A 14148-nucleotide genomic window follows, 5' to 3' on the forward strand; every position below is an offset into this window, starting at 1 on the left:
CCATTATTTACTATTTGTTACAAACCATAAATCTTCTGCTGTGAATGAATTTAAATTTATATAACTATCAAATAAACTAGCTAGATTATCATCCATTCTAAATAAATCTGAATGTAGAGAATCTACAGAAATTATAGTTAAATCATTATTCTCATTAAACGTGTCACTTAAAAGGCTTAAATATCTACTTTCTATAAATAATAAAGGGTATTTATTCCATAGATAACCTACTGTAATATTATCAGCATTACTAATTGAAGCCCAGTTTTCTTCATTTTCCCAAAACGATACCTTTAAACCTTTACGTTTAAATTCATCTATTGTAATAAAAAAAGAATTGAAGCACCAATTAGATAAATCTAATTTTACGACTCTATTGATTATATCTGTTAAATCCATTTTCAATTGATAAATTCATTATTCTATAATTGGTAACAACATATAAATTTTTATTTCTTCAAAATCTAAATCATTGGAATTATAAAATTCAATGAAATCATCAATTTTGTTTAAATCTGACATTTCTAAATCCCAATCTTGTTGAGTATCTGAATAATTTAATGATAATCTTTGAGCTAATTTTTTAACAATATGTTTTTTTAAAATCATTAATATTATTTAATCGTTTTATCAAAAGTTACAGTTGATATATTTAATTCTTTTTGCTTTTCTATAAATTCATTTAAAGATATTGGTCCAATTACTCCCTTTTCAGGAAAATATGTATACTCTTTATAAATAGGAATTATAAAATAGTTAGTTATTTTTCTGTTTGTATTTGGGTGTTGTTTTGCAATTATATATTTATCATTATTTCCAACAGAAAATATTGTTTCTGGAACAACATCTACGGTATTTCCACTTTCATCAACTTCATAGCCAATACTCATATCATCTTTTGTATCAACAGCAACTAAATAATATCTCCCTATAATTTGATTACTTTTAATATCATTACAAGAAGAAAAAGAACTAATTAAAGCTAACGTAATTACAATTTTAAAATATTTTTCCATAATTAAAAAATTCATCTATTATGCTATCCAAGAAAAATATATTTTCTTAATAAACCATGTAGTATATCTTTTTTCCATAAGATAAAATTTACCAAAACCATCCCAACCACTAGAGTAATTTTCTATGTACACTAATTTTAAATTAGATGAAATTTCAGTATTCAGAATATTAGAAAATTGTGTTACACCAAAAGGTATTTTGTTATAATTTTTGTAATTATATTTTGTTATATCTTTTTCATAGAATACCTCGTGTTCTCGATTTATATAAATATGATCTATATTTTTGAAAGTTGATTGATCTTTAAAAGAACATAGTAATTCATTCTTTTTAAAATCAATTCCTCCTTCACAAAGTAGTTTTTTATATTTATCATATTGTATAAGCTGATAATTAAGAATTACAAGTCTCTTAGAATTATTTGGAAATTCATGATTTAATATTATTTCGTAAATACTATTCTGGCCAGTATTTTGAGCAAACAAAAAAGAGCTAAACAATATAATTAATATACATTTTTTCATGTTAACTCTTATTTATGAAGAGCTTATAATACGTAACCGAAATTACTATGACAGTTGAAATAAAAAATAAAATTCTTAACGTCATTTCGTAATCTTTGTAAGAAGTTAAAATGAAATGATACGATTTATTATTCGAAAAAACTTCAAATTCATTGTTTTGAGGTTTCTTTGATAAGTAACTTCCCTTTTTTATAACATCACTATTTGTAAAATCTTCTAATAATATTGGATAATTTCCACAATCTGTTTGTATTTCTGTATAAGTACCTCTACCTATAGCAGATTCAAGTTCTCTTGTATTTTCAATTTTACACGTAACTGTTTCTTTCTCGAAAAAATTGTTTAATTGACTGTTTATATCTCGGAAAACATTATAAATCATTAATTGTGTTCCAATTAAAGTTAAACAAGAGACTACTATAAATAAATATCTAATCATTATTTTTTTGTTTAAAAAAATCCTGTTTTTTTTATTTCTTCTATTAATTTATCTGGTTTAAATGTTCTAAATATAATTTTAGAATTATACTTTGATTTATTATGTTTAATAACAACTCCTTTCTCAAAAAAGTCATAATTGGGTATAATATCAATAATATCTTCTGAAGTAAATACTAATTTAAAAAAGAGAGAGTGATTAATTATCAAGCTATCTTCACGGATAACTATTTGTGCAAGTGGAGAAGTCATTCTAATTGCTCCTAATATCAATCCTCCGGATTGTGTATGAAAATTTTCCATAGATGTAAATTATTATTAAGATAAATTAATACTTATAAAATACAATTTATATTATTAAATAAAGCTAATTCGCTCGTAATAAATTTATTAAAAACACAAAAATCTAGATTTTCTATATAACAAACTCTATATTAAGCATTTAATTTAAGAACTATAAATAAAAAGAGATTAGAAATAATGCTAATCTCTTTTTATTTATATGATCTTTTGTTATAATTGTAAACCCAACCTAGCGCTAGTATCCTGCTCGTGTTCGCATTATCTATACACATCAATTTATAAAACGTGTTCCTTTTAAAGGTATGAGCTAGACACTCACACCAGCAGGGAAATTAATTACTCATTCAAAACTCCAGTTTCAATAAAATTATTAACCCTTTCTTCCCTAATTAATGGATTTTCGTTAATCTCTCCATAATTTATATAGTAATATTTAAATGTAAAATTATAAATACTCCCTTTCAAAAAAAGAAAATTAGGAAAACTCTGTCTACTAAAATTATAATTTTTAGCTTTATTATTATAATCTTTTACTAAGCTATTCAATAAAGAATTTATAGAATCTGTATCATGAGAATATTTATCTATATAAAACTCATTTTCTTGAATTTTAATATTATTTTGAGTAGTCTCCTTATAAATATTATTTCTTTCAACATAAAAATTAATACTATCATTTAACAAACTTTTCTTGTATAAATAGGCATTTTTATCATTTATATTAGTTAGTAAATGAATCCAAGATTTATTTACTTCATCATATTTATTTTCAAATGATTTTATTGTAAAATATTTAATACAATAAGTTATTGAAAAACAGAAAATAAAAAAAATAAATAACGAAATTAAGCATCCTTTTAAAGTTTTCATGAATATTAAGTTTATAATTGGGTTTTATTTAAAAATTTAATTTAATCAGTTTTTATCATTATTTACCTATTATAAAAATTCCTCAACATTATCCTTTACACGAGCGAGACGCTCGCGCAAGCAGGGGATTAATCCATTTTATTCATTACCTACTGAATATGCTTGAATTTTATTAATGTCCATTAACTCAACATTCGTAATCTTATTTTTCTTTAAGATGTTTTGCACTTTATGGGTACAAAAAACTAGCACTGTTCCATCAGGACTAAAAAAATCTGATTTATATTATTAAATAAAGCTAATTCGCTCGTAATAAATTTATTAAAAACACAAAAATCTAGATTTTCTATATAACAAACTCTATATTAAGTATTTAATTTAATAATTATAAATAAAAAGAGATTAGCATAATGCTAATCTCTTTTTATAATTCATATGATCTTCTATCTTATTTCAGTATATATAGATAAAGAATTTATTTTCATTAAAACGTTTTTGGTGATGCTGAAGGAAAGACAATTATAAATTCTGTTGGAACATAACTTTCATCTTTTGCTTTATCAATAGAAAGTGTACCGTCTTGTGCTTCTAAAACTTCTATTACAGCAATTTTTAAATTTGGATTTGCTTTCTTTAAAAACCAATAAATTCCTCCGTAACTTTTAGAATGATAATCACCATTATAATGAATAAATAAATTCCCCGATTTTTGATTTAATAAAATAGATTCTGCCATGGTAACATCTTTTAATGCTTGAGCTGCTACAAATTGTTTAGCTCTTAATCCAGCATGATCGCCCATCATTTTTATCATTTCTGGATAACCTGGTGCATCATAATCTATTTCGAAAGGAAGTTTTGCTATGTATTTTTTATCGGTATCGGCAATTGTATCCAAGCTCGATAATCCGTTTTTAGAAACATAAGAAGCAAATTTTCGTGTAACATTAGTTGCTATAAAAGGAAGTTTTTTCTCTTTTGCAAAATCTACTAAAGGTTTATAATCTGTTTTATAGTTTTGCCATAGATTTGTACTAGACTGAAAAGTTTTATCATCTGTTTTATTTGTTAAATAACTTGTTAAGGCTTCTTGCTGATGACGCTCGAACATTTCGGCTCCTAAAGTTATTTGACCATTCTTTTTTTGATATAAAGCTTTTGTTGTTTCTAATTGTAACCAATGGTTAACGGCATTATTATGATGCTCACCAAAAAGAACGACGTCATATTTAGAAAGTTCTGAAATCATTTTTCCAAAATCTACTTTCTTTTCTTTTTGATTGTAGATTTGATAAACTTTTAATTCTTGTGCATTTACAAGTACTGTTAAGAGAAATAAGAAAGTAATTGCTATTTTTCGCATTTTATATTATTTAAATTAATTCTAAATTGTAACAAAATAACAACTTTTTACACTAATAATAAAAACAAAATTAAACTACGATGAATAAAGTACTAGAAATTAATCATCTTACTAAAAAATTTGGCAGCTTTACCGCTGTAAATGACATTAGTTTTTCGGTAGAAAAAGGAAATGTTTATGGATTACTTGGTCCAAACGGTAGTGGAAAGTCTACTACGCTAGGAATGATTTTAAATGCATTAAATCCTACAAATGGAAATTGGAAATGGTTTGAAGAAGAACCTAATAATAACTCTTTAAAAAGGATTGGAGCAATAATAGAAAGTCCAAAATTTTATCCTTATTTATCTGCTCATAAAAATTTAGAGATTGTTGCCGATATTAAAGAAGCTGATTATTCTAAAATTGACGAGAAATTAGAATTAGTAGGGTTATTGGAACGAAAAAAAGATAAATTTCAGCACTATTCATTAGGTATGAAACAACGTTTAGCTATTGCTGGAGCATTGTTAAACGACCCTGAGGTTTTAATTTTAGATGAACCTACAAATGGCTTAGATCCACAAGGGATTATTCAAATTAGAGAATTAATCATTAAAATTGCTGAACAAGGAACAACAATTATATTAGCAAGTCATTTGTTAGATGAAGTTGAGAAAGTTTGTTCTCATGTGGTTGTTCTTAATCAAGGAAAAATGCTTTATGCAGGTTCTGTAGAAGAAATGAATTCTAGTTTTGGAAGTATAGAAGTTGCTTCAACAAATATAGAGTCATTACAGAATGCCTTGTCTCATCTTCCGTTTATTTCGACAATAAAAAATGAGAACAACAAAGTAATTGCTGTTTTAAATGAAGAAAAAGATCCAGCAGAAATTAATAAAATATTATTCGAACAAGGTATTGTTGTTAGTCACTTAGTGAAACGTAAAGAATCGTTAGAACAACAATTTTTCCAATTAATTCAAAATCAAAAAAACTAGTATGAAAAGATTATTTAGCATAGAATGGAATAAAGTTTTTTATAATAAAGGAACAAGAATTTTTATTATCATCTACTTTATTATGATTATTTTAATGGGAATTACTTTACCTAATTTTAAGCCAACTATTAGTGGTATGGAAGTAGATTTCATTAAATTAGGAGCGTTAGATTTTCCAGCTATTTGGCATAATATTGCTTGGTTAATTGGTTTTGGTAAATTCTTTTTAGCAATTATTGTTATCAATAATATTACAAACGAATACTCTTTCGGAACATTTAAACAAAATACAATTGATGGTTTAACTAAAACAGAATTTTTTGGTTCTAAAATAATATTAAATCTTATTATTACCTTATTTTCAAGTTTTGTTGTTGCAGCACTTGTTCTTGGTTTAGGAGCTTCTTTCAGCGAAAAATTTGATCTTGTAAATGGAATAGAATTTTTAGCAGGATATTTTGTAGAGATATTCGCGTACATCGTTTTCGCAATGTTCTTATCTTTCTTATTAAGAAAAAGTGCGTTTGCAATTTTATCACTTATCGTATTAAGTATTGGAGAATCTATTTTAAAAGGTGTAGAATTTTTTGTTCGATTTGGAAAAACTCCTCCAAAACCAGGTGAAGAATTTACATTCTTTACAAATTTTCTACCATTAAATTCTAATAGCGAGATTTTGGATTCTCCATCAATGGATATTCAAAGTCTTATGAGTGGAGGAAAATTATTTACACCAGATCATATACAATGGGAATTTTTCGGAACTAATGTTTTCTACATTTTCTTATTCCTTGGTTTAACATTGTTTATTATCAAGAAAAGAGATTTATAAATTGTAATGATATTAAATACAAAAATTTAAACAATCATAATTTCATACAATCCGTTATAAAAAAATGCCCCTTAAAATATTTTAAGGGGCATTTTTTATGGATTTGTTGACCATAAAGAAGCCGAAGCTAAAAGCGCTCGTTTATTAAGTTTCAACATATCGACAATTAATTCTGCAAAATCTTCTGGTTGTAGAACTTTATCTGGATCACCATCAGTAATTTTTAAAACATCTTTTGACATTTCAGATGCAATTGTACTTGGTGTTAATGTAGAAACACGAATATTTTTCTTTCTCAACTCAAACATTAAAGATTCTGACATTCCGATTAAACCAGCTTTAGATGCTGAATAAGCAGATGTAACAGCATTTCCTTTAAGACCAGCTGTCGATGATACATTAATAATATCACCACTTCCTAAATCTACCATAGAAGGCAAAACAGCTTTAGATACATAATAAGGTCCGAAAAGATTAGTTTTTACGATTTCCTCCCATTCATCCTCGTCCATTTCTATAAAACTACCAAAAGCAGCAATACCTGCATTGTTTATTAAAATATCAAATGCTCCGAAAGAATTGATCAACGTTTCAATTTCTTTTTTTACTTCTCCTTTATCTGCTACATTAAAAACAGAATAAGTTGCTTTTACACCTAATTTTTCAATTTCATTTACAGTTTCCTCTAATGTATTTTTATTACGTCCAGTTATGGCTACATCAACTCCTTCATTTGCTAATGCCAAAGCAATAGCTTTACCTAAACCTCTACTTCCTCCTGTCACTAAGGCTTTTTTTCCTTTTATTGATTGCATAGTTTATTATTATTTTGAGATATTGTATTCAAATTTATATAAATGTTTAAAAAACAGAAATTAGATTTCTGTTATATTTGCGATAATATTTAGTTTATTATGGAAAAATATATTTTTACTATCCTACTTTCTATTAATGTAATTTCTTACTTATTTTTCCGTCAAGATAAAATAAATGCTAAAAATGGTAAATGGAGAATTTCTGAATTTACGTTACTTACGACTACATTATTTGGTGGAACAATAGGTTCTCTTTTATCCATGAAAATATATCATCATAAGACGAAAAAAATCTCTTTTTTACTAAAATTATTTTTGATTATTTCTTTACAGTTAACCGTTTGCTATGTGCTATATACTTCGGATTTTAAACTATTTAAATTCTAAAATTTCGATTTTCTTTTTTCTCTGATTGTTGTTTTTTATCATCTAATCTTCTCATTTTAGATGCTTTTGATGGTTTGGTAGCTTTTCTTTTTTTAGGGATAATTAAAGCCTTTTTTACCAATTCTAAGATTTTAGTTGTCGCATTTTCTTTATTATCAAGCTGTGATCTGGACTCTTGTGAACTAACCTGAAGAAAACCTTCTGTATTTATTTTATTCTTTAATTTTACAAATAAAATTTCCTTTTCTTCTTCTGTAAAAAACATAGAATTCCCTATATGCCACTTTGCAGTAACCATTGTTTCTACCTTGTTTACATTTTGTCCTCCTGCTCCACTGCTTCTAGCTGTTTTATAGGAAATTTCTGAAGAAAAATTTTTCATAACAAATCTTTATTTTTTTGAGAAAATTAAATGCGATAATAAACTTAATACTACAAAAAATATACCTACAAAAACAACTCCATTCCATTGGTATTTTGTCCAAGCATTCGCTGCAAAATAAGTACCTAAAGAACCTCCAATAAAATAACTTGTCATATAAACAGTATTTACTCTATTACTAGCTTTGGCATTTAAATTAAAAATAATTGTCTGATTAGATACATGCATAGATTGTAAACCAAGATCTATTAAAATTACACCAACTATTAATCCCCAATATGTAAATCCAAATTTAAAAAAGAATCCCCAAGAGATTAACATGATAATAATTGAATAAAATATTATTTTAGAAGTGGACAGGTATTTATTTATTCTTCCTACAAATGCAGCAGACAATGCACCTACAGCACCTATTAAACCAAAAGAACCCGCAACATCGCTACTTGCAAAAAACGGAGCTTCTTCTAAATGAAAAACAAGTGTTGTCCAAAATGCACTAAAAGAAGCAAAACCAGCCGCTCCTCTAAAAGATGCTAATCGTAGTTCTTTTTCAGTTTTTACAAGATCTATTATAGAATTCATTAATCCTTTGTAAGATCCTTTATAATTAGGTTGTATTTCTGGTAAAAAAATGGAGATTAAAATCCATAAAATAAACATGACAAATGCAGCTATTAAATAAACAGCTCGCCAACCTAAATATTCACCTATAAAACCACTTAAAACACGTGAAAGTAAAATACCAATTAATAACCCACTCATCACCATACCTACAGTTTCAGCCTTCTTTTTTGGTTCTGATAATTCTGATGCCATCGGTATAAATATTTGTGGTATAACAGAAGTAAAACCTATTAAAAAACTTAATGGAAATAGCCATTCTACAGATGGAGAAAAATACATTCCCAATAACGATAAAATGATAAAAAAGAAATCGATTACAATCAATTTCTTACGTTTTAATAAATCCCCTAATGGTATAATAAAAAGTAAACCAAATGCATAACCTACCTGAGTAAGCATTGCAATATTCGATACTTCACTTTCATTTACATGAAAGTCTTTAGAAATCAAGGATAAAAGAGGTTGATTATAGTAATTATTTGCGACAACTAAACCACTCCCAATAATCATTATCCATAAGACTATAGGAGTTAATTTAGGTTTTAATTCATGTTCCATTTTAATAACGACTTGCTTCTGTTAAAAGTTGAACATCATCATGCGATAATTCTAAGTTTAAAGCTTCTGAAAATGCTGCTAAATGTGTTTTCGTAGTTGCACTAACAATTGGTGCTACAATTGTTTTTTGTTTTAATAACCAAGCTAATGATAATGCAGCATAGCTTACATTATATTTTTCTGATAAAATTTTTAAAGCTGCTAAAATCTGAAAACCTCTTTCGTTTAAGTAATTTTTTACACGTTCTCCTCTAGGACTTTGTTCTAAATCTTCTTCAGATTTATATTTACCAGATAAAAAACCACTTGCTAAGCTATAATAAGGTATCACACCTAAGTTATATTTTTCTGCAACAGGTTGTAAAAATTCTTCAAAGCGTTGACGATCGTATAAATTATATTCTGGTTGTAATGTTTTATAAGATGGTAAATTAAATAGAGAAGCTTTATCTAAAGATTCTTTTAACCTTTCTGATGAAAAATTAGATGCTCCGATATAACGAACCTTACCTTCTTTTATTAATTGATTATAGGCTGACAATGTTTCTTCTACTGGAGTAACAGTATCGTCATAATGTGTTTGATATAAATCCACATAATCTGTTTTAAGACGAATTAAAGATTCTTCTATCTCTTTTATTATATGTGCCTTTGTATTATTATATTTTTCTTGGACAAGATTTCGTCCACCAACTTTTGTTGCAATAATAACTTGATCTCTATTACCGCGAGATTTTATCCAATTTCCAATTATTTTTTCAGATTCTGTTCCAACATTTCCTTTCACCCAATGAGAGTAATTGTTGGATGTATCTATGGCATTAAAGCCATTCTCAACAAATGCATCTAATATATTAAACGACTCTTCCTCATTTAAAGTCCATCCAAATACATTACCTCCAAAAATAATTGGAGTAATCTGTAAGTCTGTATCTCCTAATTGTACCTTCTTCATGAGGGTAAATATAAAAAAAAGCTACCGTTATGGTAGCTTTTTTCGTTGTCATTTTTTGACTCACACGTCAAAATTGTAATCGCTGAGTACTTAAAAATATTTCCATAGGTTTGGTTAAATAAGGTTTAAGTTTTAAATACTTAGTTTGAAATCGATACGCGAATATACTCAGCTGGTATTATATTGACTTCATATAACTACTTAAACTTCGTTAATTATAATTTTAAGAGGGTGAAATAACATTCTAAGGTAGTCAATTTCGCTACTTAAAACGCAACAATAGGTATACTCTAGTACGTGATTTTTCAAAGGAAATCGTAATATATTCTCCTTTGTCTTGATTGAATAACCTCAATCTTTCATTAATTATTCTTAATGCTTTAGATTCATAAAGTTTTTCGTTTCTCTTTTTATTAGAAAATCCTTTACCATTATCTTCTACAACTATTTTTAATAAATTTTCATCAAATGAAAATTTTAAGATAATTTGAGGATTTACAGAGTTCTGATCAAAAGCATGTACAAAAGCATTTTCCACTAATGGTTGCAAAAGCATAGGAGGAATTTTTACATTGTAAATATCTATTCCACATGTTGTTTCTACATCAAAGCTTACTTTATTCATCCAACGGAAGTTTTCTACTTCAACATATAGCTTTAAAAACTCAATCTCCTCTGATAAGCTAATTTCATTACGAGTAGAAATATTAAGCATTTGTCGGATTAAGTGAGAGAATCTTCCTAAAGAATTAAGTGCATTATCTATATCATTATCTAAAATATAATATTGAATAGAACTAAGTACATTAAAAATAAAATGAGGATTCATTTGTGACTGTAATGCACTCATTTTTATTTCTGATAATTGATTTTCTAATTTCAATCTCTTTCTTTCTTCTTTATTTTTCTCTTCTAATTGATTTATTTTTAAGTCATTAAATCTCCTTATGGTTTCTACTTTACTATTAATATACTGGTAAAGAATAAATACGATGGATAGCGTTAAAATAATTAGGAAATAAATATTAAGATAAAAAGGTTCTGCAATATTAAAATCTATAAAGTCTATAATCTGTTTATCATCATTACAGATATCTGTAATCTCTAATTCAACATGATATCTACCATATTTTAGATTGTGAAAATAAATTAAATTATTACTAAAATATTCACTCCAAGGTTCATTTGGATTTAAACGATAACGAAATTTATAATTCTTAGGAAAATATGTATTCTTTACAGAGAAACCTAAACTTATCTCATTCTCATCATTTTTTAAATCTAAATACCTATCAACCAAATTAAACCAATAATATCTTTCTCTACCAAGTGACTTATCATTAATTTTTACACTAGTAATAATTATCTCATTTTTTTTATATCTCTTTTTTGTTACCCTATCTAAATTAATTGTGTAATAACCATTTTCAACTCCTAAATAAGCATATTTTCCATCATAATCTAAAGCATACATATTCTTGTTAAGAAATCCCTGCTCTTCATTTACAGTAAAAAAGTTATCATGATTAAAAACTAAAAGCGCATTAGTTGTTCCTATTAAAATATTATCACCAAACTTGTCTATTTTAGAGATATTAATACCTCCATAATCTCTTATACTATATTCTTTATTGATTTTAAGATGATCACCATTTATATCTAAAATAAATACTTTAGCTAGCTCTGTGGCAACCATTATTTGATTATTAGAAATACATTTTATCTGCTTTATTTTGTTTTCCTTAAATTCATTATTTAGATAATAAGAAATAAATTTCCCGTCCTCATACTTAAATAATCCATCGAGATTTGATCCAAAAAATACAGCTTTATCGTTCTGAGATATGGTTGACACATCACGAGGAACATTGGGTAAACTTGCAGAAAAATGTTTATACTTAAATTCTTTAATATTATCAAATATTAAAATTCCTCCTTGAGGATTAACTTGTATAAATTGATTATTAAAATAAGCAAATTGATAAGTTCTATATGGTAAATAATCTACAAACTCTCCTTCTAAATTAAGTTGAAAAATTCCTAGATTAGTTGCAACCCATATACAATTATAATGACCTATTACTTTATAAAATCGTAGTTTATCTTCTGGAAGATTAAAATCAATTTCAATGAAATTTTTATTATTTTCTGTCTTTATTTTTTGATGATCTCCTCTTTTCTGATGCACATACCTGAAAAATTCTTCTCTTTTCTTAATAATTTTTGTTTGATTATTCTTTTTCAAATAAAGACCAAACGGAGATAGAAAATATTGAGAATTATTGTAGTTATATATTCCGATTATTTTCTCATTATTTATCTTTGTAAAATCAAGAAAATGATCTAAATGTACTTCATACAATCCTTGATCTGTTGTTCCTATATATAGTATTTTTCTTGGACTATCATTTAATATATTACTGATATATTCGGAAGTGATTTTAAATTTTTCGGTTTGGTTTATTATCGTGTCACTTTTAATTTCTGCAACCATTCCATTACCTGTAGCAGAAAAGAAACCTGTAGCATAAATAGATTTTTCATCATCAGAATATGCATAATCTCTAAATGTTGGATATTGATAGTTTTTATATGTAGATTTATTTAATAGAAAATCGTTTATTGGTATTTTAGTCAATCCGCTTTCTGACGTTAAAAAAAAGTCTTCGTTATGTAAAAAACTAAAATTAATTCTACTGTATGGATTTACTAATTTTAAATTATTTAAGGAAACTTCTAAAACTCCGTGATCAGAAGTGGATACATAAATTTTATTTTTATATTTAAAAAATGATAATGCTTCGAAAATCAGATTATCTTTTTTTACAAAAGAAGGATTATAAATTTTATTATTTTTTATATCGATAATTGAGACGCCTCCTTGTGTTGCAACATAAATAAAATCTTTATCATAAAATAACCCCTTTACTCTATTAGAAACAAGTCCATTTTCTTTGTTGATTACAGAAAAATTTTTTCCTGAAAATTTTAATAGACCTTGTCCATAACTAGCAAACCATATATTTTTTCCACCATCTTCTACAATACTAGAAATTTTATTGAATTGTTTTTCTTGAAATCGCTTTATCATTTTAAACTCGCTCATGTCTTTTACATAAACACCATAGCGAGTCCCTATCCAAAGTATATTTCTGGAATCTTTATAAATACAATTTATCTCATTTGATGGTAAACCATCTTTATAAGTGTATTGCTTAGTAAAGATAAATTGACCAAATAATAATTGTTTCGAAAACAATAATAGAAAGAATAATATATATTTATGAAACGACATTTGATAAATTTTTATATCCTAAAGTTGTGACAGGTAGATTCTTCTCTCCTGTTTCAGGTATACAATTTAATTCTAAAATATTATTTCGTTTATCTATTCTTTTTGCAAAATTTATATTTACTAAATAAGATCTATTAATTCTGAAAAAACTAGATTGATTAATTAATGATTCAACGTCTTTTAAAGTTTTTGTTACAACAAAAGCCTTATCTTTTGTATATATGGTGCAATAACTATCGTCTGCTTTGCAGTATACAATTTCTTCTATCTTGATAACGAAAACCTCTGTAATTGTAGAGATTAATATTACACCATGCTCGTTTTTGAAAGAATATTTTAAATTCGCATTCGATAGTCCTTCATCCAAATCTTCTTTTAATAAGGATTGATTTTTTATTTCTAAAGGATTATTTCGTTTATTTTCAAAACGATAAATTAATGTTTTTAATTCATCAATAACAATAGGTTTCATTAAATACCCCAAGCATCCCCATTGGTTTACCGCTTGTAAAACATAATCTGAATGTGCAGTAGTAAAAATTACTTCGAAAGATATTTCATCGAAATAATCGAATAATTTAAAACCATATTCATCTGGCATATGAATATCCAAAAATACAATATCAGGATTATTATCTTTTATTTTTTCTACACCATCTCTCACAGACATTGCTAAATCAATTGATATAAAAAAATCAGGAAAAATATGTTCTATTATCTTCTTTAAACCTTCTTGTGCAAAATGTTCGTCATCAATTATTAGTGCTTTGTAACTTTTCATTGGGGGTGATTTGGTTTTGTCGAT

General features: G+C 26.3%; 17 protein-coding genes. 3 read left to right on the forward strand and 14 right to left on the reverse strand.

Features of this window, described 5'->3' with window-relative positions; all coding sequences use genetic code 11:
* Positions 1–3: 3 nt before the first annotated feature.
* The 8 genes from BUA86_RS14020 to BUA86_RS14055 form a co-directional block, all read right to left on the reverse strand.
* The gene (locus BUA86_RS14020; protein ID WP_072933713.1) at positions 4–399 is read right to left on the reverse strand and encodes a hypothetical protein; all 396 of its coding nucleotides are present in this window, start codon (positions 397–399) and stop codon (positions 4–6) included.
* A gap of 18 nt (positions 400–417) precedes the next feature.
* Complete coding sequence (locus tag BUA86_RS14025) at positions 418–609, reverse strand: hypothetical protein (protein WP_072933715.1); 192 nt, start codon at positions 607–609, stop codon at positions 418–420.
* A gap of 5 nt (positions 610–614) precedes the next feature.
* On the reverse strand, positions 615–1016 hold the full coding sequence (locus BUA86_RS14030) for a DUF3997 domain-containing protein (protein ID WP_178300428.1): 402 nt from the start codon (positions 1014–1016) through the stop codon (positions 615–617).
* Between the two features lie 18 nt (positions 1017–1034).
* Positions 1035–1541: a hypothetical protein gene (locus BUA86_RS14035; protein WP_072933718.1), complete on the reverse strand. Its 507-nt coding sequence runs from the start codon at positions 1539–1541 to the stop codon at positions 1035–1037.
* 1 nt (position 1542) lies between these two features.
* Positions 1543–1980 (reverse strand): hypothetical protein, encoded by a 438-nt coding sequence (locus BUA86_RS14040; protein ID WP_072933720.1) that lies wholly within the window; start codon positions 1978–1980, stop codon positions 1543–1545.
* Positions 1981–1991: 11 nt separating this feature from the next.
* The gene (locus BUA86_RS14045) at positions 1992–2282 is read right to left on the reverse strand and encodes a hypothetical protein (RefSeq protein WP_072933722.1); all 291 of its coding nucleotides are present in this window, start codon (positions 2280–2282) and stop codon (positions 1992–1994) included.
* A gap of 336 nt (positions 2283–2618) precedes the next feature.
* The gene (locus BUA86_RS14050) at positions 2619–3152 is read right to left on the reverse strand and encodes a hypothetical protein (RefSeq protein ID WP_072933724.1); all 534 of its coding nucleotides are present in this window, start codon (positions 3150–3152) and stop codon (positions 2619–2621) included.
* A 484-nt stretch (positions 3153–3636) separates the two neighbouring features.
* Complete coding sequence (locus tag BUA86_RS14055) at positions 3637–4515, reverse strand: ChaN family lipoprotein (RefSeq protein WP_072933726.1); 879 nt, start codon at positions 4513–4515, stop codon at positions 3637–3639.
* Positions 4516–4595: 80 nt separating this feature from the next.
* Here BUA86_RS14055 and BUA86_RS14060 point away from each other — a divergent pair, with 80 nt between their 5' ends.
* Positions 4596–5495 (forward strand): ABC transporter ATP-binding protein, encoded by a 900-nt coding sequence (locus BUA86_RS14060; RefSeq protein ID WP_072933727.1) that lies wholly within the window; start codon positions 4596–4598, stop codon positions 5493–5495.
* A 1-nt stretch (position 5496) separates the two neighbouring features.
* Complete coding sequence (locus BUA86_RS14065) at positions 5497–6327, forward strand: ABC transporter permease (protein WP_072933729.1); 831 nt, start codon at positions 5497–5499, stop codon at positions 6325–6327.
* A gap of 95 nt (positions 6328–6422) precedes the next feature.
* Here BUA86_RS14065 and BUA86_RS14070 read toward each other — a convergent pair whose 3' ends face one another.
* Positions 6423–7142 (reverse strand): 3-ketoacyl-ACP reductase, encoded by a 720-nt coding sequence (locus tag BUA86_RS14070; protein ID WP_072933730.1) that lies wholly within the window; start codon positions 7140–7142, stop codon positions 6423–6425.
* Positions 7143–7241: 99 nt separating this feature from the next.
* Between BUA86_RS14070 and BUA86_RS14075 the strand changes: the two genes are divergently transcribed.
* The gene (locus BUA86_RS14075; protein WP_072933732.1) at positions 7242–7529 is read left to right on the forward strand and encodes a DUF1294 domain-containing protein; all 288 of its coding nucleotides are present in this window, start codon (positions 7242–7244) and stop codon (positions 7527–7529) included.
* On the opposite strand, the gene arfB is transcribed toward BUA86_RS14075, so the two are convergent.
* The 5 genes from arfB to BUA86_RS14100 all read right to left on the reverse strand — a co-directional run bounded on the left by arfB (position 7519) and on the right by BUA86_RS14100 (position 14124).
* On the reverse strand, positions 7519–7911 hold the full coding sequence (arfB, locus tag BUA86_RS14080) for an alternative ribosome rescue aminoacyl-tRNA hydrolase ArfB (RefSeq protein ID WP_072933734.1): 393 nt from the start codon (positions 7909–7911) through the stop codon (positions 7519–7521). The genes BUA86_RS14075 and arfB overlap by 11 nt on opposite strands.
* Positions 7912–7920: 9 nt before the next feature.
* Complete coding sequence (locus BUA86_RS14085; RefSeq protein ID WP_072933736.1) at positions 7921–9093, reverse strand: MFS transporter; 1173 nt, start codon at positions 9091–9093, stop codon at positions 7921–7923.
* A gap of 1 nt (position 9094) precedes the next feature.
* Entirely contained in the window at positions 9095–10048 is a 954-nt protein-coding gene (locus tag BUA86_RS14090; RefSeq protein ID WP_072933737.1) for an aldo/keto reductase, read from the reverse strand.
* A gap of 262 nt (positions 10049–10310) precedes the next feature.
* On the reverse strand, positions 10311–13343 hold the full coding sequence (locus BUA86_RS14095) for a sensor histidine kinase (protein WP_072933739.1): 3033 nt from the start codon (positions 13341–13343) through the stop codon (positions 10311–10313).
* Positions 13330–14124, reverse strand: coding sequence for a LytR/AlgR family response regulator transcription factor (locus tag BUA86_RS14100; RefSeq protein ID WP_072933740.1), 795 nt, complete (start codon positions 14122–14124; stop codon positions 13330–13332). The genes BUA86_RS14095 and BUA86_RS14100 overlap by 14 nt, the downstream gene beginning before the upstream one ends.
* Positions 14125–14148: the final 24 nt, after the last annotated feature.

This window comes from Chishuiella changwenlii, assembly GCF_900142565.1.
Classification (GTDB): domain Bacteria; phylum Bacteroidota; class Bacteroidia; order Flavobacteriales; family Weeksellaceae; genus Empedobacter; species Empedobacter changwenlii.